Annotated in this window: 18 protein-coding genes and 1 pseudogene; 5 read left to right on the top strand and 14 right to left on the bottom strand. The window is 39.9% G+C overall.

Going from position 1 to position 17,534, the window contains the following annotated elements; all coding sequences use genetic code 11:
- The 4 genes and pseudogenes from AB4232_RS00345 to AB4232_RS00330 all read left to right on the top strand — a co-directional run.
- Positions 1-450: pseudogene (locus AB4232_RS00345) on the top strand (hypothetical protein); the annotation flags it as partial.
- 220 nt (positions 451-670) lie between these two features.
- Positions 671-985: a hypothetical protein gene (locus tag AB4232_RS00340; RefSeq protein ID WP_135383748.1), complete on the top strand. Its 315-nt coding sequence runs from the start codon at positions 671-673 to the stop codon at positions 983-985.
- A gap of 35 nt (positions 986-1,020) precedes the next feature.
- On the top strand, positions 1,021-1,869 hold the full coding sequence (locus tag AB4232_RS00335; RefSeq protein WP_135383747.1) for a sulfurtransferase: 849 nt from the start codon (positions 1,021-1,023) through the stop codon (positions 1,867-1,869).
- A gap of 435 nt (positions 1,870-2,304) precedes the next feature.
- Positions 2,305-4,608, top strand: a complete 2,304-nt coding sequence (locus AB4232_RS00330; RefSeq protein WP_372085595.1) for a putative bifunctional diguanylate cyclase/phosphodiesterase — start codon at positions 2,305-2,307, stop codon at positions 4,606-4,608.
- A 138-nt stretch (positions 4,609-4,746) separates the two neighbouring features.
- Here AB4232_RS00330 and AB4232_RS00325 read toward each other — a convergent pair whose 3' ends face one another.
- Genes AB4232_RS00325 through AB4232_RS00265 form a run of 13 tightly spaced genes read right to left on the bottom strand, consistent with a single transcriptional unit; the run spans position 4,747 to position 15,923 of the window.
- Positions 4,747-5,313 (bottom strand): OmpA family protein, encoded by a 567-nt coding sequence (locus tag AB4232_RS00325; protein WP_012600426.1) that lies wholly within the window; start codon positions 5,311-5,313, stop codon positions 4,747-4,749.
- Position 5,314: 1 nt separating this feature from the next.
- Positions 5,315-6,631, bottom strand: coding sequence for a vWA domain-containing protein (locus AB4232_RS00320; protein WP_009845555.1), 1,317 nt, complete (start codon positions 6,629-6,631; stop codon positions 5,315-5,317).
- A 1-nt stretch (position 6,632) separates the two neighbouring features.
- Positions 6,633-7,217, bottom strand: coding sequence for a tight adherence pilus pseudopilin TadF (gene tadF / locus AB4232_RS00315; RefSeq protein ID WP_372085593.1), 585 nt, complete (start codon positions 7,215-7,217; stop codon positions 6,633-6,635).
- Positions 7,207-7,743, bottom strand: a complete 537-nt coding sequence (locus AB4232_RS00310) for a TadE/TadG family type IV pilus assembly protein (protein WP_372085592.1) — start codon at positions 7,741-7,743, stop codon at positions 7,207-7,209. Before AB4232_RS00310 ends, tadF begins: the two co-directional genes overlap by 11 nt.
- Positions 7,740-8,870 carry a lipopolysaccharide assembly protein LapB gene (locus tag AB4232_RS00305; RefSeq protein ID WP_009845558.1) on the bottom strand — a complete coding sequence of 377 codons (1,131 nt, stop codon included), beginning with the start codon at positions 8,868-8,870 and terminating at the stop codon, positions 7,740-7,742. The genes AB4232_RS00310 and AB4232_RS00305 overlap by 4 nt, the downstream gene beginning before the upstream one ends.
- Positions 8,867-9,733 (bottom strand): type II secretion system F family protein, encoded by an 867-nt coding sequence (locus AB4232_RS00300; RefSeq protein WP_372085591.1) that lies wholly within the window; start codon positions 9,731-9,733, stop codon positions 8,867-8,869. Before AB4232_RS00300 ends, AB4232_RS00305 begins: the two co-directional genes overlap by 4 nt.
- Positions 9,733-10,647 carry a type II secretion system F family protein gene (locus AB4232_RS00295; protein WP_009845560.1) on the bottom strand — a complete coding sequence of 305 codons (915 nt, stop codon included), beginning with the start codon at positions 10,645-10,647 and terminating at the stop codon, positions 9,733-9,735. Before AB4232_RS00295 ends, AB4232_RS00300 begins: the two co-directional genes overlap by 1 nt.
- Positions 10,644-11,909 carry a CpaF family protein gene (locus AB4232_RS00290; protein ID WP_009845561.1) on the bottom strand — a complete coding sequence of 422 codons (1,266 nt, stop codon included), beginning with the start codon at positions 11,907-11,909 and terminating at the stop codon, positions 10,644-10,646. The genes AB4232_RS00295 and AB4232_RS00290 overlap by 4 nt, the downstream gene beginning before the upstream one ends.
- The gene (locus AB4232_RS00285) at positions 11,906-13,099 is read right to left on the bottom strand and encodes an AAA family ATPase (protein WP_009845562.1); all 1,194 of its coding nucleotides are present in this window, start codon (positions 13,097-13,099) and stop codon (positions 11,906-11,908) included. The genes AB4232_RS00290 and AB4232_RS00285 overlap by 4 nt, the downstream gene beginning before the upstream one ends.
- Positions 13,100-13,101: 2 nt before the next feature.
- Positions 13,102-13,563 carry a hypothetical protein gene (locus AB4232_RS00280; protein ID WP_009845563.1) on the bottom strand — a complete coding sequence of 154 codons (462 nt, stop codon included), beginning with the start codon at positions 13,561-13,563 and terminating at the stop codon, positions 13,102-13,104.
- The gene (locus AB4232_RS00275) at positions 13,563-14,888 is read right to left on the bottom strand and encodes a type II and III secretion system protein family protein (RefSeq protein WP_009845564.1); all 1,326 of its coding nucleotides are present in this window, start codon (positions 14,886-14,888) and stop codon (positions 13,563-13,565) included. The genes AB4232_RS00280 and AB4232_RS00275 overlap by 1 nt, the downstream gene beginning before the upstream one ends.
- A gap of 1 nt (position 14,889) precedes the next feature.
- A complete protein-coding gene (locus tag AB4232_RS00270; protein WP_372085589.1) occupies positions 14,890-15,666 on the bottom strand; it encodes a pilus assembly protein CpaB in 777 nt (258 codons plus the stop codon).
- 50 nt (positions 15,667-15,716) lie between these two features.
- Entirely contained in the window at positions 15,717-15,923 is a 207-nt protein-coding gene (locus AB4232_RS00265) for a Flp family type IVb pilin (protein WP_009845566.1), read from the bottom strand.
- A 210-nt stretch (positions 15,924-16,133) separates the two neighbouring features.
- Here AB4232_RS00265 and AB4232_RS00260 point away from each other — a divergent pair, with 210 nt between their 5' ends.
- Positions 16,134-16,592: a prepilin peptidase gene (locus AB4232_RS00260; protein WP_135383742.1), complete on the top strand. Its 459-nt coding sequence runs from the start codon at positions 16,134-16,136 to the stop codon at positions 16,590-16,592.
- Here the strand turns inward: AB4232_RS00260 and AB4232_RS00255 are convergent, their stop codons facing one another.
- A complete protein-coding gene (locus AB4232_RS00255) occupies positions 16,593-17,477 on the bottom strand; it encodes a LysR family transcriptional regulator (protein ID WP_372085587.1) in 885 nt (294 codons plus the stop codon). It lies immediately after the preceding gene.
- Positions 17,478-17,534: the final 57 nt, after the last annotated feature.

The raw sequence follows: 17,534 nt of genomic DNA, 5'->3' as shown, positions 1-17,534 counted from the left end.
GTGACGTCAACACCAGTGGCGTCAGCGCCAGTTACACCACCATCAGTGGTCTCATCACCAGTCACCGTAGCTATAAATCCGGCACCGACACCAGTTAATGCGGTTATCTCCAACGGCCCGCAAGCGTACAAAATGGATGAGCTCGTAATACCTGATGGTTTCGATTATAACTCTGTAGATCAATTCGACCTCAATATTGATATCAGCCACATCTCAACCGATCGTTCGTTCGTATCCGTATATAGTCGATTTACCACAAGGACAGACTCAACTTACAAGCCTGATTATTCAAGTAAGGTCATTGGAGGCCCTTTAGACAACGGTACATTTACGTCCAACTTTTCGGCGCCGCTAAGCGAAGATATTCTGTTAATTGAGATCTGGTTTTATGATGGTCAAGCGCCGCTGCAACAAGTCATTGCAAGTGACGGTTCACAAATCACTTGGTAAACGTAAAGGAATGAAAAGCGCTGAGTTCAGTTTAACAATAGCTAAATTTAGTTGGAGTTAGACAGCAGTCTCGAAGTCGAAAGTAGAATAACAATGCATAAAGGTGAGCAATGAGGCTCACCTTTTTATTTGGGCGCTATTTCAATTTTCAGTACTGGTTATGTTCACTTTATCGAAAGCCTGTCTTATCTTTTAAAGATGACTTTCAAAGGCTTACTTTATGAAACAGTTGAAAATAGGATTCGTTATATTATCGATTGGTATTGGGCTACTTTTATTTCTCACCTATTTCCCGATGACATCTTCTACCGGAGAACGCATTGAAGCCAGAGTCATCTTCAATACGCTCACTCAATCCCTAGACGGACATAGGCGCTACCTCACGGTTGAAACTCAAGACAACGAAATATTTCGCGTTTCCATTCCACCAACAACAGACTGCCCTCTTGATTATGTGGTCGTGCTTGATACATTAAACAATCAAATAACCGGACAAAGCAGCTATCAGTTCATCCACTGCCGGGCTGCGCCTTAGTCGCCGATATAACAACAAGAATGGATATAAGAAGAATGAATCAGCCACTCATTTCACCAGAACAACTTCAACAACGTTTGCTAGAAGAAGACAACATTGTAATCCTCGACGCCAGTATCGAATTTCAGATCCCAAGTGAGTCAGAAAAGATCAAAGGACAAATGATACCTAGTGCGATTCGTTTCGATTACGACAAAGACTTTTGTAACAAGCACACTCTACTCCCTCACATGTTCCCGACCGAAAAACACTTCAATACACGCGCACAAGAAATTGGTATCAATCAAGACAGTACGATAGTGGTTTACGATAACTCAGGAACTTTTGCCTCGCCTCGCGCATGGTGGATGTTTATGGCAATGGGACATAACAACGTTTATATCTTAGATGGCGGTTTACCAGCATGGATAGATGCAGGCTACGTAACAGACACTAACTATAAAACAGAAGTTCAAGCCGGGAATTTTGATGGGAGTATTCAAGACAACTATTTTGTTAATGCTCAACAAATTGAAAGCTATTCCGATAACAAGAACGCGAACATTGTAGATGCGCGTTCTCAAGCTCGCTTCGATTCAGAAGTTCCTGAACCACGTGAAGGCTTACGTAGTGGCCACATCCCAAACTCAGTTTGCTTGCCGTTCGCACAAGTCTTAAATGCAGGTAAATTGAAACCTCAAGAAGAGTTAGTTGACATTTTCTCGACCCTAAACTTACCCCCCTCTCAACCTATGTTCTTTAGCTGTGGCTCTGGTGTGACGGCTTGCATCATTTTATTAGCCGCTAAACTGGCTGGTTATTCAAGTGATATGGGCGTTTACGATGGCTCATGGACTGAATGGGGCGCGAATGAAAAACTACCTATTGCCGTAACTAAAAAGTAATTCAGCTTCGCTTAATGATACTGTTAGAATATACTGCGCATGCATACGGAGCTTACTAAAGGTTATGGCTGAAGCCCATGACACTTAAGCATCTTATTGCTCAATCAGCTAGGCACTTATTAACTCAAGCGTTTAACACGGTTGTAACTTGAAGACGTAGTCACTTGAAGACACCTAGGTAGTGACAGAGTTAACACTACCTATGTGTAGAGCCATCCGGTTTCTAACAAAAACTGTGATTAATCATGAGTTAATTGTCAGCACGTTTATGAGTGTTAATATTTCATTCAAGAATCTCTGTTCGTAGCCGTTACACTATTTAATCATTGATATATTCATCTCTGATGTTTTATGCCTCGTTGTATTAATCACACTGGCGATATAAACGTTGTCACTTGCAGTCTGTTAAAAGTAGTCACCAACAAAAGGCATCTCATGGCTCTATTTAAGAAAAATATCTGGTCGCTGTACGCTATGATCGTGCTGCTTACCCTGATACTTTTCAGCGCCTTTGGCATAACCAAGTGGCAATCAAACAGAGATGACTTTACTAAGCAACAGCATATCCAAGTTGAGATCTTCTCTAGCTCAGTAAACTCTCTATTAACTAGCCAAGAAGCACTGCTTGAAGTGGTTGGGCATCAACTTGCTCAGCAGTCCGACTTTACCCGAACAGCTTCGATTCAAATTCGACCAATATTAGATAAACTGCTTGATACTCATCCTGCAATAGCCGCTTTCGGGTTACTAAATCCTCAAGGGGATTACCTGTCAATCAGCTCAAACCTACAGCTGTCTGACCAATTTAACTTACTGGATCTCCCATACACCAAAGACTCATTTCTAGAGGCTGTATCTAGTAATAAAATGGTTTTGGGGCGCACTTATTTCCATGATTCTCTTAACAGCCTCGTGATCCCAATGAGAAAATCCATTTCTCTCGATGGCAAGAACGTTGATGCAGTCATGACCGCAGGTTTACGCTTAGACAGCACAATTTTGTTTGAAAACAATGCGCACGCAGGCAATTACAACACGTTAACTCTACTTAGAACCGACAACTATCGTCAGTTTTTTTCTAGCGATATCGAGTCGCTAGACGCTTATTTAAAACCGGTTGATAACGTTCTAATGGATCGCATTACCAAAAGCTTTTCTGAGCAAGTGACTGTCAGCGTCAAAGAAGCGAAAACAGGAAAATACACATATTCTTTCTGTATCGATGATAGCGCTTTCCCATCGCTCGTTAGCGCTAAATACATTCCAGACTACAAGCTTTGGGTTGTCGGCCGAACAGACCTAGCACACGTTGATGGTATATTCGCAAAAGAGTTTGGTGCTCTTTTCTTTGTTTTTGTTGTTCTTCAGTTTGGTTTCTATTTTTTAGTAAAATCGATTGCGAAGAACGAACAACGAACTCGCAGCCAATTGATTTACCAAGCCAATCACGATCCATTAACCTCTCTCCCCAACCGCTCCTATATGCGTAAAAACATTGGCAAGTGGATTGAAGATGAGTCAGACCCATTCTCAATGCTGTTTATCGACATCGATAACTTCAAATGTGTTAATGATACCCATGGACATGACTTCGGAGACAAGGTGCTCAAACAAATTGCATTACGTTTGATGCGGTTCCGCTCCAGAGTCAGCCTATTGGTACGAGAATCCAGTGATGAGTTCTTGTTTTTAACACCCTTGAGTAGTGAATCTGAAATTAAGCGACTATCAGAACGAATTATTGAAGTACTTTCTCAACCTTATGAAGTTGAAAGCGCTCAATTTTTGTTGAGTTGCAGTGTAGGTATTGCCCGCTTCCCAGACCACGGAAGAGATTTAGATAGCCTGTTACGCTCTGCCGATATTTCGATGTACAAAGCGAAACAGCAGCAAAACTCATACAGTATTTTTACGACTGAGATGCAAGACGCCCACCTCTACAAAATGAGAGTAGAACAAAGGCTTCGTATCGCTATCGATAAACAAGCTTTATTTATGGTTTTTCAACCATTGGTTCGTGCCGATGAAAGTACTCACGGTGTAGAAGCGCTTGTGCGTTGGGTAGATGATGAACTGGGTTTTGTCCCGCCAGACGTATTTATTCCTATTGCTGAAAGCACAGGTTTAATGCAAAAACTCGGCACCTTTATTATTGAATCCAGCGTTATGCAGATCGCTCATTTACACCGAACGATAGAACAAAAGATCGGTCTTTCGATCAATATATCCGTACGTCAGTTTTCACATAAGTCGTTCCCAGAACACCTATTCGCTACGCTTGAGAAATATCAGTTCTCACCAAACTGTTTAACGCTCGAGATTACTGAAAGCTTGTTCATTGAAGATGTGGCTATAGTGAAACCACTGTTTGAAGCCCTCAAAGAAAACGATATTAAGATCTCTCTAGATGACTTCGGTACGGGCTACTCGTCATTGAGCATGTTAAAAGCACTCCCTATCGACGAACTTAAGATTGATAAGAGTTTCATTGAAAACATAGCAGTCGATCAACAGTCACTAACAATGGTCCAGAACATCATCGCTATCGGTAAAAACTTCGGTATGGTGGTGTTGGCAGAAGGCGTAGAATCAAACGAACACTTCGCGATTCTAAAAGCATGTGGATGTGACTTGATGCAAGGTTACTACTTCTCTCGTCCTATTCCTTATGATGAGTTATGCAAGTATCTAACACCGGCTCAAATTATGGCTACAGAACTACCAGAACCCACGTTGTAACTGTTTGAGTACTTTACCTGGTTAAACGAATAACGCTATAGATTAAAAAAGGGAACCCAAACGGGTTCCCTTTTCTTTACACACCACTTAACAGAGCGGCCCAAAAAATAAAAATACAGACAACGACAACAAAGCCCATTACGACTTAACTGTTATCACAACTCGTCGGTTACAACCTGTTGCCTTATTGTCTGTGACTTTACAAATTGGTGCACTTTCGCCATACGCATATTCAACAATGCGATTCCCTTGATGAAGATCTTTCTTCAAGTAGCTCGCCACTTGTCCTGCTCGGCGAGATGACAGTGCTTTGTTGTAGCTTTTACTGCCTAAGCTATCTGCATGACCTTCTATATAAATCTTGGATTTATCTCCCACCAAGCTAAGGTACTGCCCTAATACTTGTTTATGATTTTCATCCAATAGGTACACGTTAGTTGGATAATTGAGCACCAAAGATTGCGTCGCTTTATCATAGAAACAGACATCATCTTGAGCTGCGATTTGAATGACTTCACTCTCTCTATTGAGCACCTCATTTTGAGGTTTTTCATCAAGCTTTATTAGCTTTCCAGTCACTTGTGTCGTAACAGTATGAGAAGACACCAACGTTTTCGAAGTGACGTATTCGCCGACATTGCCCAAGCAGTTTGCATAGCTCAATGGAGACAGTAGTATCGTAGACATAATTACTAGGTATCTCATGTTAATCCTTTAGTTTTCCGGTTTCTTCATTAATCAAATTCAGAATGTACTTGTACACATCTTCACCATCTTTTGCGTGGTAGATGTTTTTCTTACCAAAACAATCCCCAAAGCCATCACTTTCATTTACTTTGTAATTAATACCAATGACGCCCATCGTGACTTTGGTTTTTTCAGCTTCAGTCGGCGAGTTACTTTGGAAGCGATTTCGTTTGGCCGATATAGTTGAGCGCAGCTTTTTACACAGCCCTTGGTCCACTAGTTTTTGTAAATAGTTCTTGTCGCCATCCTGACCATCAGATAAAACAATAAACACTTGCTCAGGGTTTAGATTCGTTGCTTTATTAGCTTCTTGGGCGGCAGCAATGATCCCATTCCATGACGACGTTCCTCCACCAGCTTGCAGCTTGGTATTCATTAGTTGAGACCGAAATTCATCATAGTCTTCAGTCAATGGAATATCATAAAACTTATAATACTTAGCAAAATTAACGTTGTGAGTATGGAGACGTTCAACCTCGTATCGACTCATACCCCTCTTTGGCTCGAGTATTTCGTTATACAGTTTGGGTTTGTCAAACATTCGCCTAACCGTTGTTCCTGGCGAGGAACGAGCGTAATTGTAAGCGTATTTTTTTCTCCATGAACCGTAATAGCCATAAGCGTTAACTCTTACAGTTTTATCGGTCTGCTTAACATGAAACGGGTTGTAACCAAGTAAGGCGACTCGACTCTTTTCTTCCGTATTAAATTTTTCGATGTCATCAACAACTCGTTTAATGGTTTCTTTTACAACGTCTAACTTCATTTTTCCGTTCTTCCACGAGTTACCCATAGAACCACTAAAGTCACCGATGAAGTAAACGTCGACAGATTGAGGAAGATACTTTCGCGTGACCGCTCGTCCACTAACCGTAAATTCAGGTTCTAAATCGACATCTTCATACGAAATCCATGATGTATATTTGGCGGTAGCACTAACGACAAAGTCACTAAATGGCGCTAATTCGCCGCTAGCTTGAACACAACCATCTTTATATTCACATTTACGGGTAAATACGGCGACATCCACATCCTCTGAATTGTCTAAAATGTATCTATCAACCAAGTAACGTGCATACTTTACGTTTTTATCTTCATCCTCTTTAGGGCTTGCAATAAGTGCGAGGCTCGCAACCTCTGCAGCTTCTAATAACCGAGAGTGAGCCAACATCTGTTGCGACATTTGCATCGAAAACGCCATAAAAATAACCATCGCTGGTAAGAGACCAACGAACAAAATACCTGCGACACCTCGGTTTTTCTTTATCGATTTCACCTCAAACCCTCGCAAATGAATAAGATGTACTTACAAGGCGAAAGACTTCACCGTTAGCAACACCAAGCACATTAATTGGAGTTTCATAACATAATGAAACCTGATACATGGGTAATCTGCGACCTCTTGATGTGATTGGCAGTATTTCTATCGCTTTTTGCTTCGTTATATCGCTCATATCAGGAAAGTTACACCCATGAATACTCCCTTTAGTTAGAGTTTTTTGAACCCTTCGGTAATTCACTTTACCTCCAGATAAAGCGGTTTCTTCAAGCCTTATTTCGTCGATGCGCATCCCAAATTTGTTTTTATCAAAGTTTGGAATCATTCGTTTCATCGAAGCAGAAGCAATCACAAACGCGTTGTGTTCTGTTTTTCTACAGTCACCCGCGCATATATCCATATTGGCATTAAACAATTGTTTTCGTTCAGCAAAGATAGTGGTCAATGAATAAGAAGCTCTGTCGAGTTGGCCCTTCTTATTAATAGCTAGCATATGATTGACTACGGCAACGAAGATCCCTGAAGCAAAAACTAATACCATCGCCAATTCAACAGCAAATGCGCCTTTTTGTTTAGCTTGCACAACCTGCCCCCTGACCAATTTTGAACGAACATCTTTCATATTCTTGGATAGTGATGACTTCACGTTTAATAGCAATATCTGGAAACCAAATGGATACAAGCGGGTCGTAGGTATACTCTAAAGCATAGACAGCTAATGCCATGTCTTCGGGTTCATCTTTCTTATCTGGGCACTCATCTGTAGAAGCGTAAGTATCCGTACATTTGAGAAAGCCTTCGTAGTCACGAAAGTAGTTAACATGAATAACTACACTCCCCTCTTTGACTACATTACTCCATAATGCCCCGCCAGCTTTAGTTAACTCATCATTGATCATTTGGCCGTAGTTGATGGAATTGCTACTGCTTGAGTCGCCCGCTTTTTTGGTACGCATTACCGCTGTGGTCAAAGCATGGTCTGTCATGCTCATTGAGAATGTCAAAATACAGATCTCTACCCAGCCAAAGGCAATAGCCAGAAAAATCGGAATCCCCATAGCGACTTCAACCGTCAATGACCCCTTTTGCTTTCGCTTAAACCTTCTCATAGTCGGACATACCTTTTCTTAGTGTAATCAACAACGAATGCTCCCTTGATATCGATACTGTTTAAAAACGCTTTCGCTTCATCTAAGTCATTAAAGTCACCAATGCAGTAACGCTTCCATAAACCATGTGTATACGAATAAACAGAGCCATAGTTTGTTTTCAAATAGTTCAAAAAGTCAGAGGGGATCGCCGTATACGTCGCCAATACTTGCACACGATAAATGGGTTTTGCCCCGGGCTTAAGTTTTCTTGGGTCAAGTACAGAACCATCGACACTGTGTCTAGATGCTTGAAACTCTGTGGTAGCATCCAATTTACTTACGCGAGACGTCGGGGCTACAAAGCCCCCTGAATTAGCTTGAGAGCCAATAAAGTGTTGTTCCATTTCTATCGTTGACTGTGTCACGGCCTTCTTCCCTTTGCTTTTAGATATTGACCTCATTAATGCAGACAACTGTTTGTGAGCTTGCTCATCGCTATTCGAATGCTTCAAAACCTCTAGCGCGATATCCGGTCGCTGAGATTTAACCGAAGAGAGAATCAAGTTAGAGCTCACTCTCTGATCATTCGGATTCGAAAGGTATAGGTCATATAAAATGTCTGTTGCACCCAAATAATCAGACTGCATTATTTTGACGACTGCGATATTGTTGCCAGCCTCCCTGTCTGAAGCCCCTTGTTTTCTACTTTCCTCAAAATGTTCGATCGCTTGGGCAAATCGCTTTTGCTGAGCCAATATTTTTCCAGTTAAAAGTTGATACTCATACTCTTTGCCACCTTCATCCCGATACTTACTCAGCTCTTCCAGTGCTTTCTCAAAATTCTTTTTTTGATAATAAAGCCTTGCATTAGTTAAAATGTATTCAGGTTCATCAAGATCATTATCATTGTAAGTGCTGCGATACAGCTCAGCAGACTTGATATCTTTTAGATCTAAATACAAATTAACCAATTTAACTTTATATTCAGGTTCCGATTGTATATTTGCCTTATAAAATTCAATGAGTTTCTGTGAGTCACCCGACCCTAAAAGCAGTTGTTCTTTGGTATCAAGTTGGTTATTAACCGTTGAACAACCGGAGAAGAGAACCAAAACAATAACGGACAATACAAAATTTCTTATCACATCAACGCCCTCATAATACCTGGAGCTGCAATTAAAATAATAATCGGAACCATGATAAAAGCGATAAGTGGAATCGACATCTTCGCCCCCATTTTCCCGATTCGTTCTTCTAAATCCATCATATTAAGCTCGCGAATATCGCTTGCTAAAGTCACTAATACCGGACCAACTGATGAACCAAATTGGAGGCTCTGCACCATGGTCATTACAAAACTTTGTGATTCACTAGTTGGAACAAGCTCATAAAATTCTTCTAATGCCTTTTCAAGGCCCACCAGGCGAGAGCGTTCGACAGTTACTCTGACCACATGAGCAAGGTTACTGTCTACTGAGTGAAGTTCTTTCGCCAAGTACTCCAAGCTAGACTCGATAGTCATCCCCGTATGGACGCAAACATTCATTAAGTCGAGTAAAAATGGTAATCGTGAACTTATGTGCTTGATGTTAGATTTACCTCGAGCCGACACATAAGAATCAGGACCAATGATAAATATTAATAAAGCCCCCATTAGATATAACAGTGCGAATACCGTTTTCGTGTCACCGCTATAAAAATCAAAGCCAATTAATGCTAAGCAAACACAAAAAGGAACGATTTTTAGTAAGTAATAAACGTCGGCCAGGAAATCACTGTAAAAGCCAGCTGCGACCAATTTTCTTTTTGTTTCATGCTTATTAAAACTAATCTTAGACAATATAGCCTTGAATAAATCTGCTCTTTTCTTCTCTTCTCGTGTCGAACCGATTATTTTTCGAGTCTCTATATCCGCTCTCGTATTATCCCAAAACCGTAAACAATACGTTGCTAGGACCATCGATATAATGAATATCACACTCCAAATAATAACGGTTTCAAAGTCCATCAATTCACACCCCGCAAAATCAGCCAAATGCAAAAAAAACCAACTAGCTCACTGGCTAATACATAATAAAAAATAGGTTGACCAGCTTCTTCAAACATCACAAAACTGTAGTTTTCAGGACTCGTAAACTTCAAAATAATAAGAAAAATAACCGGTAAGCAGGCAATTATCTTTGCCGAAGCTCGAGCTTCTGAGGTCAAGGCATTTTTCTTTTTCTCCACAGCTCTTGAATCAAACATAAGTCGGTTTATTTTGTTGATCACATCTTTGAGTTGTCCACCTCTAGCCAAATTGATTCTTATCGTTGAAGCAAAGAAAAAGTACTCTAAGTACGGAAACGTATTGCTACTTCGTTCAAGAACGTCATCAGGGTCTTCACCAATAAGTAAACGCTCAGCCATGAATTTGAACTCTTTGCCCACTTCGTTATCAAGCTGCTTACCTACATACTCGAAGGCATGAATGATGCTTTGCCCTGAAGAAATGGCCCCACTCAAAATGTTCAAAGCGTCTGGAAAGTTAGTTTTAAAACGCTCTACTTGCCTTGCTTTTAGATTGTTATAAAAGACAAAGAACAAGAGAGGCTCAACAACAATCAGACAAACTATAAAGTCCTGACGTAAAAAAAACTCATTGAGAGCATAAGTTGCAGATGTCGTCACAGAGATAAACAAGACCAGCTTCAAGGACATATTAGGTTGAAATACCTTGATTACCTTCTTGTACATTTTCCTGATTCTGGCTTTATAGCTCTCTTCAAACTGTTGTGAATCGATAACAGAGCGAACACCTTTAACCCCTTCAAACTCAGCTTCCATCTCAATTAAGCTACTCAATTTTTTGCTTTGACGAGAGCGATGGATAAGGAAGTAAAGTAGCAAAGCGCTCCATGAAGCAATCAGTATTAAGGTCATGTAAATATCTCCTTCACTGCTTGTTCTAAACCAAAGAATTTTGCGCGTTCATAAATCACAGAACGAGTCGATAAACCGGGTGTTCTGAACTCACCTTCCATTTTTCCATCTTTGAAATTTGAAGTCGCTTCGTAACGAAAAATGTCTTCCATCACCACGCTATCCCCTTCCATCCCGATAATTTCAGAAATGTACATCACCTTGCGGCTACCATCGTGGAGGCGCTTAACTTGAACGATAAGGTCTACTGCACTAACGATGGTTCTACGTATTGCGGATATCGGCAGACTGGCTGTTGCCATCATTACCATGCTCTCAGTACGAGCAATGGCATCACGCGGTGTATTGGCGTGCAATGTCGACATAGATCCATCATGCCCTGTATTCATCGCTTGAAGCATTTCAAAGGCTTCACCACCACGACACTCACCAACAATAATTCTGTCCGGGCGCATACGAAGGGCATTAATCACAAGGTCTCGAGCGGTGATTTCTCCTGTTCCTTCAACGCTAGCTTGTCGAGTTTCAAGCCTAACAATATGAGGTTTTTGTAGCTGTAGTTCAGCAGCATCTTCAATAGTAACAATACGTTCAGTTTCGCCAATGAAGCCAGATAATGCGTTCAATAACGTTGTTTTACCTGAACCAGTACCACCGGAGATCAATATGTTGCACTTGCAATGGCTCGCAATGGACAAAAGCTTAGCCATTTCGACAGACATCGCACCAAACTCAGCAAGATTCTCAAGCCTAATTTTTTGCTCTTTGAATTTACGAATCGAGATAGAGGTACCGTCTATCGCTAACGGGGGGATCACAATATTTACACGGCTCCCATCCATTAGACGAGCATCACAAAGGGGTTTTGATTCATCGATACGACGACCCACATTTGATGCGATTCGCTTAGCGATGGTGTTCAGTTGTTTTTCGTTAACAAATTGAATGGGTGATTGTTCAACCTTGCCATTGATTTCTATGAAGATATCCGAAGGACCGTTGATCATGATATCCGATATATCATCGTTATCGACTAAAGCTTGCAGGGGCCCAAGACCTTTCAACTCATCGAGTAACGCTTTGACTAAGTCGACACGTTTCAATGAGCTGACTTGCAGCTGCTTCTTATCGATCAATATATTAACCGAGTCTTTGAGTTGTTCTTCTAGCTCTTGATTACTAATTTCAACAAGCGTAGCGGCATCTAAAGCATCAAAGATCTCATCTCGAAGCTGGATGTAAATTTCTTTTAATTGATTCATTTTCTAAACAAACTGAAACGTGATTTAGTTTTAATTTTCTTGCCTGTCAACGTGGCAACCATAGTTAGAACGGCAGTGGCAGACTTAGATTTAAGCAACTCATTAATACCTTGCTGTACCACGATTTTTTCTAGCGACGGCTCGTACATGAAATCAATACTATCTTTGGCTTTGATTCTCTCTTTCGCACTCGCGAGTGTCATCATGAAGTCTTTCGCTGGCCGATTAAGGTTGAAGATGATTTGGTGTTCAGATTTCCCGATCTTCTTCTTCAAAGAGTTATAAGAACGCAGTGAAGAAACCGAAGGCTCGCAGACAATAAAGATGCGATGGTACTTATCTGATAACTCCTGATCATGCATCTCTTCATAGCAAGATAAGGGCGCCGAATCTATGATAAAGTTATATTGATCAATGAGTTGATTGGAAAGGTTGTACAATGTAGATGCGTGATCAGTAAGGCAAGCAACATTTTTCTCTAGTACCAAGTAATCAAGCTTATCTTTCACACCATGTACATAGGTCTTAGCTATCGCACTGTCGATATCGATCTGATTCAAATCTATACTGTTGTGCTTGGCTTTCAAGCCTTTTACACCTATATAAATGTCACTATTTAGTGCTCCTGAATCATGATCCACCAAGAGTGTCTTTAGATTTGCTTGCTCTGCTAAGGAGTGTGCTAAAACAGAACTTACGCAAGATACTCCAATGCCACCTTTGGTACCCAAAACTAATATACGTTTGGCTACACGCGTTTTTTTAACGGTGCTTTCACCTTCTTGCGTCGTTTTAATTGCCGCAAGTAATGAATCAAGTTCAGGATCCCAAAGAACATAACTAGCACCTAATGCATGCACTTGGTTACGCAGCTTTATCGAATCAACATCACAGAGAACAAGCAAAGATATATTCACATCCAAACGAACCGAAATCTCGGAAACTTGCTCTATAACGTTGGAGGCACTACGAAGATCCAACACAACGTGGTTAAGCTTAATGTTTGACTGATTCCAAACGCCATCTAAATCAATATCGGTGACTTCAAGTGGTTTAGGGAAACCTTCAATAGCGTACAAATCATTAATAGATTCAGTTAGGGTATTATCATCAGACACAATGAGATCGGTAGCCTCAACCGTCGACTTCACTTTCGACGACGAATTACGAAACAAGATATCCAAGTCCATTACTATTTCGCCTTCTTAATTGGGTTAACCAAGCTGATGTTTCGGTTATGTTCAACACTACAACCAAATTGATAATCTTCCCTTTTCGAGAACACCATCACTCCACATTCGCTGCTTTTAATTCGGACATATCGACCTATGATTAAGATGTTTTTTTCTTGGTCATGATCGGCAAGTTCGATTTTATATCTGTCTTTTGCGATAGATTCCGACTTAAATCGATCTCGTAATTTGGCAACAAACTCACTCGCATCCGGTTTATATTTAACGTAGAACGTCGCCTTAGGTTCTCTCGCATTGAGCTCACGAATAAAGGCCACCGAGCGAGAGATTGAATCTTCACTACTCGCCATATCAAATTCAAAGCGCTCCTCCAGTTGCTCAATCACACTAGAGTTTGGGGTATCAACATGAGAACAAGCAGAAGCAATAAGAGCGATTAAAGTAATAACGATCCATCTCATTAGTTGAATCCTCCTTGGTTTATCGTGTTTTCAAGCTCTGGTTCGTCAAGTTCCGAAAGATCAATTCTAAGGAGTCTTTCGAGATCACTTGTGCGTCTAAAGCTTGGCAATTTGACCTGCTCTTGCTCAACCGGATCAACCAAGTTTACAGTCGCAACAATGATCAATTCAGTCTTGGAACGGTTGGTGGAAGAGTGGCTAAACAACGCACCTAGAATTGGAATATCTCCCAAGATTGGAATCTTGGTTAACGATTCACGCTCTTCCGATGTCAATAGCCCCGCCAAAACAAAACTTTGCCCATCTTTCAAGTGAACCGTTGTTTGAGCTCGTCGAGTTCGTAAAGAAGGCACAGAAATTAAGCCTGTCGTGGTTTTGTTTGATTCATCAATCGAGCTAACCTCAGGGATCAAGGTTAGGCGAATATTCTCTGTGTCAGTTACCTTTGCAACCATGGCCAACTTAACGCCGTATTCTTTATAAGAAATGGTAATCCCGTCTTCATCTCTGATAGCAATTGGTATCTCGCCACCGGCTAGGAAACTAGCCTGCTCACCTGAAATAACAGAAAGGTTGGGCTCGGCCAATACACGCCCGATTTTGTCATCACCACTAGCGGAAATAACTGAAACGATATCTTGAGCCGTAAAATCAAGTAGCTTATTTACAAAAGTACCCGGATCACCACTATCGCTATAAGTAACACCTAATTCTGTCAAAAATGAGCTAGATACTTCCGCGACCGTTAGCTTGACATTGATCTGCTCAGTAGTGAGTACTTTCAAGTTATTAATGACTTGATCGTAGTTGTACTTTGCCGTGTACTCTAGCTCGTCTAAGGCTTCACCGTCCGCATCCTTTAGTTCATAAGCTGCGCGGCGACGATCTTTCTTCAACATTTCACCAACAAGTCGATTGATTTTTTGTTTAATCTCTTCACTACCGACAATGCCATCTAATACAACTTGGTCACCTACATTGGAAACCACAACGTTTTCATCAGGGAATCTAGCAATGAGTGTTTGCTTCAATAGTCTTAAACTTTGGTTGACTACCAATTCTGCGTTATAAATTTCGTTTCCACCGCGATCATAAACAATCACAGAGGTCGTTCCTTGGCCAACGCCATAAACTACAACCTTATTTTCATCGATAATTTTGTAGTCTGCTATTTCTTGATTCGCGACAAACACCGTCGATATCTGTCTCTTCAAATTAATGGTTTTCGCAGCGCCTTGATCCAAGTTCATTAATTCCGATGCGAGCAATGGACATGAAAGAATCCCGCACAATAGCAAGGCTATATTTTTCTTCTTTAAAGTCATGTTATTCCTTACCACGTAATTCTCTGACACCAAACTGAGTTTCTAAAAGGTCACTACTGCGGATAGATAAATAGCGATTTTCTATTTCAGATGGAATAATATTCACATCACCAATTTTTTGAGCCATTTCTAGCTTCAAAACACTCCGCATATTCAATGCAATGACTAAACTATATTTTTTATCCTCTGCATCTTCGGAGTCACTATCTTCACTGCCTTTTATTACCTGCAAAACACGCGCCCCACTGATAATTACTCGGCTAACGAGATCGCCAATATCACCATATCCATTCTCAACCAGGTTTGATTTTGAAGACGTTGTTGAAACAAAACTCACTTTATCGCCAGGAGTAAGAGTTGCCGTTTGTACGACTCCAATACCTGTTACTTCATAAAAATAAGGTAATTCACCATCATTTAGTGACAAGTACATATAATCTCGGTCTCCCGGATTGGAGATCATATCTTGTGTTAAATAAGTACCTTTACTGATGTCCTCTTTAAAAAGAGCACCAGGTTTAACAACTAAATCGTCTTCTAACGTATAGTAGTAACCATCTAAATCAGATATGTGAACAAACTTCTGTTCATAATACTTGGGGATTAAAGGTTGAGAACGTCTAATTTCTTTTTGAGTAACTAAAATGCTGACTTTAGGTTCTTCTTTTTCGTGAACCTCAAGTGGCTCTTCGTCAGTTGAAATATAGTTAATATTAATATATACCAGCGTTGAAAAAATAGATAAAGCAACAAAAAGAAGAATGATTATTCTGTTCATATCAAGCCCAAAATAGGGGCACAAGCCCCTTATAGATTATTATATTTCAATTACTTACTAGCTGCGTCTAAATCAGCTTTTACAGCGCCAAGTGCTGCGTCTATTCCTCCTGATATCGTGTCATTCTGGAACGCAGTTAATATGATTCCTGACATTACAACGGCAATAATTGCATATTCAACTGCAGTCACACCACGAACATCATCTTCGAACTTCATTTTAAGTTCAGCCATTTTTGCTAAAGTTTTGTAGTACATAATAATCCTATAAAAAGTATGTTGACCATTGGTCTAATTGAAATTGCGAGGAAAATTTACCTGATACAAAAACATACATCCAATTAATAGTTATTATGGACACATAACACAAATTTATTGGGCATTGAGATAAGGTATATTTATAAAGCCATAAATAATATAAACTCGACATCTGTTGAAATAAAAACTTATTGAGTATACCCTCGAGCTATGAATATAGATTTATTAGTTAACATTACATTAATATCAACAAATTTTTTAATCCTATCGTTTATATGCTTCTTTGATGGTTGGCATAGAAAAATCCCAAACAACCTAAATAAAATAGCTTTGATATTTAGTAATATTGTCGCGTTAAATAACGGTTACTTGATGTCATCACTACCCATTGCGATTTTATGCTTCGTGGTGTTTTTTATACTTTGGTATCTAAAAGTGATAGGAGCTGGAGATGTGAAGTTACTCTGTGCCTTAATCATTGGCATACAGCCGAATCTAGTTACAATAACATTGATTTGTATAGGTTTTTTAGGAGGGCTTTTGGTTACCGCTATGTACATAGTAGGAAAGGTAAGAGGATTACCTAGCTTTACAAAAGGCATTCCTTACGGAATACCTATTGCTTTGAGCTGTTTCTTTTTTAGCACTATATCCATTTTAGCAAACTGACTACATAATATTGTGCTCTAACATAGGGCTAGAAATATCACTAATTTGAAACAATTGTTGAATCTTATCTTTAATACCTAACGTCTCTAACTCTTGTGAAATTTCATCACTACACCAAACGTACATGTTTACTTTTTGACGTAATGGTATTGTCTTGCATTTATTGTGACGTATCGACCATTCAGGAAATATTAAAATAGTTCCATTCGTTTCCAGTTCATTTTTAAGGAATTGGCATGAACTTGTCTTCACCCAACTCGTCACATGATTTGAGTCAATGTTATAATCGTTGAGTATCTCTTGTACATAAGATTTGGGAAGAGAACTACAAAAAACAACTCTCTGCGGATAACACTCATGCGGATCAAGTGAATTAGAATGTGCGATAACATAGTTAACGGTATTCAGTTGATAGGATTTTCCATTCTCTTGTGAAATTCTATCCATTGTAAAAATCAAATCGTAACGAGAAGAATCCAATAAAGAGGACTTTGTGAAACTATTTATGGACAAGTCTATATTGTTCAACATTCGAAATTCATTGATTACACGCTCAACCATATCGAAGCAAAAAGATTCAGAAATCGCTATATTGAATTGGTCTCTTAATTCAACCTTTTCCAAATCTTCAAACAATCTTTCGTACATAGACATTGTTTGGTCTGCATAATCAAGTAATACTTTTCCGTGTTTGGTGAGTAAAAATCCCTCTTTCCTATCAAAAATACTCGCCCCGATTGTACTTTCGATCTTTTTAATATGCTGAGATACAGCGGGTTGTGTCATAAATAAAGACTCAGCGGCTGCTGTAAAACTTTTGTGTTTAGCAACGTGCGAAAATGTTCTTAAATATTTGACGTCGATAGACCTGTTGACGTTTTTCATGGTGCAAACTACCCCGATGTTGCGTTATTTTATTAATTATTCTTATTAAAAATCAGC

The sequence above is a fragment of the Vibrio sp. 10N.286.46.A8 genome, from assembly GCF_041470165.1.
Taxonomy (GTDB): domain Bacteria; phylum Pseudomonadota; class Gammaproteobacteria; order Enterobacterales; family Vibrionaceae; genus Vibrio; species Vibrio tasmaniensis_A.
The sequence above is the reverse complement of the archived record's forward strand: the minus strand, read 5'-3'. Positions and strand labels throughout refer to the sequence as shown.

What these genes read in the sequence shown, in the direction of transcription:
- AB4232_RS00340 (WP_135383748.1), top strand. Translation starts at nt 671, where the DNA reads ATGAAACAGTTGAAAATAGGATTCGTTATATTATCGATTGGTATTGGG.
- AB4232_RS00335 (WP_135383747.1), top strand. Translation starts at nt 1,021, where the DNA reads ATGAATCAGCCACTCATTTCACCAGAACAACTTCAACAACGTTTGCTA.
- AB4232_RS00330 (WP_372085595.1), top strand. Translation starts at nt 2,305, where the DNA reads ATGGCTCTATTTAAGAAAAATATCTGGTCGCTGTACGCTATGATCGTG.
- AB4232_RS00325 (WP_012600426.1), bottom strand. Translation starts at nt 5,313, where the DNA reads ATGAGATACCTAGTAATTATGTCTACGATACTACTGTCTCCATTGAGC.
- AB4232_RS00310 (WP_372085592.1), bottom strand. Translation starts at nt 7,743, where the DNA reads ATGAGAAGGTTTAAGCGAAAGCAAAAGGGGTCATTGACGGTTGAAGTC.
- AB4232_RS00300 (WP_372085591.1), bottom strand. Translation starts at nt 9,733, where the DNA reads ATGGACTTTGAAACCGTTATTATTTGGAGTGTGATATTCATTATATCG.
- AB4232_RS00295 (WP_009845560.1), bottom strand. Translation starts at nt 10,647, where the DNA reads ATGACCTTAATACTGATTGCTTCATGGAGCGCTTTGCTACTTTACTTC.
- AB4232_RS00290 (WP_009845561.1), bottom strand. Translation starts at nt 11,909, where the DNA reads ATGAATCAATTAAAAGAAATTTACATCCAGCTTCGAGATGAGATCTTT.
- AB4232_RS00285 (WP_009845562.1), bottom strand. Translation starts at nt 13,099, where the DNA reads ATGGACTTGGATATCTTGTTTCGTAATTCGTCGTCGAAAGTGAAGTCG.
- AB4232_RS00280 (WP_009845563.1), bottom strand. Translation starts at nt 13,563, where the DNA reads ATGAGATGGATCGTTATTACTTTAATCGCTCTTATTGCTTCTGCTTGT.
- AB4232_RS00275 (WP_009845564.1), bottom strand. Translation starts at nt 14,888, where the DNA reads ATGACTTTAAAGAAGAAAAATATAGCCTTGCTATTGTGCGGGATTCTT.
- AB4232_RS00270 (WP_372085589.1), bottom strand. Translation starts at nt 15,666, where the DNA reads ATGAACAGAATAATCATTCTTCTTTTTGTTGCTTTATCTATTTTTTCA.
- AB4232_RS00265 (WP_009845566.1), bottom strand. Translation starts at nt 15,923, where the DNA reads ATGTACTACAAAACTTTAGCAAAAATGGCTGAACTTAAAATGAAGTTC.
- AB4232_RS00260 (WP_135383742.1), top strand. Translation starts at nt 16,134, where the DNA reads ATGAATATAGATTTATTAGTTAACATTACATTAATATCAACAAATTTT.
- AB4232_RS00255 (WP_372085587.1), bottom strand. Translation starts at nt 17,477, where the DNA reads ATGAAAAACGTCAACAGGTCTATCGACGTCAAATATTTAAGAACATTT.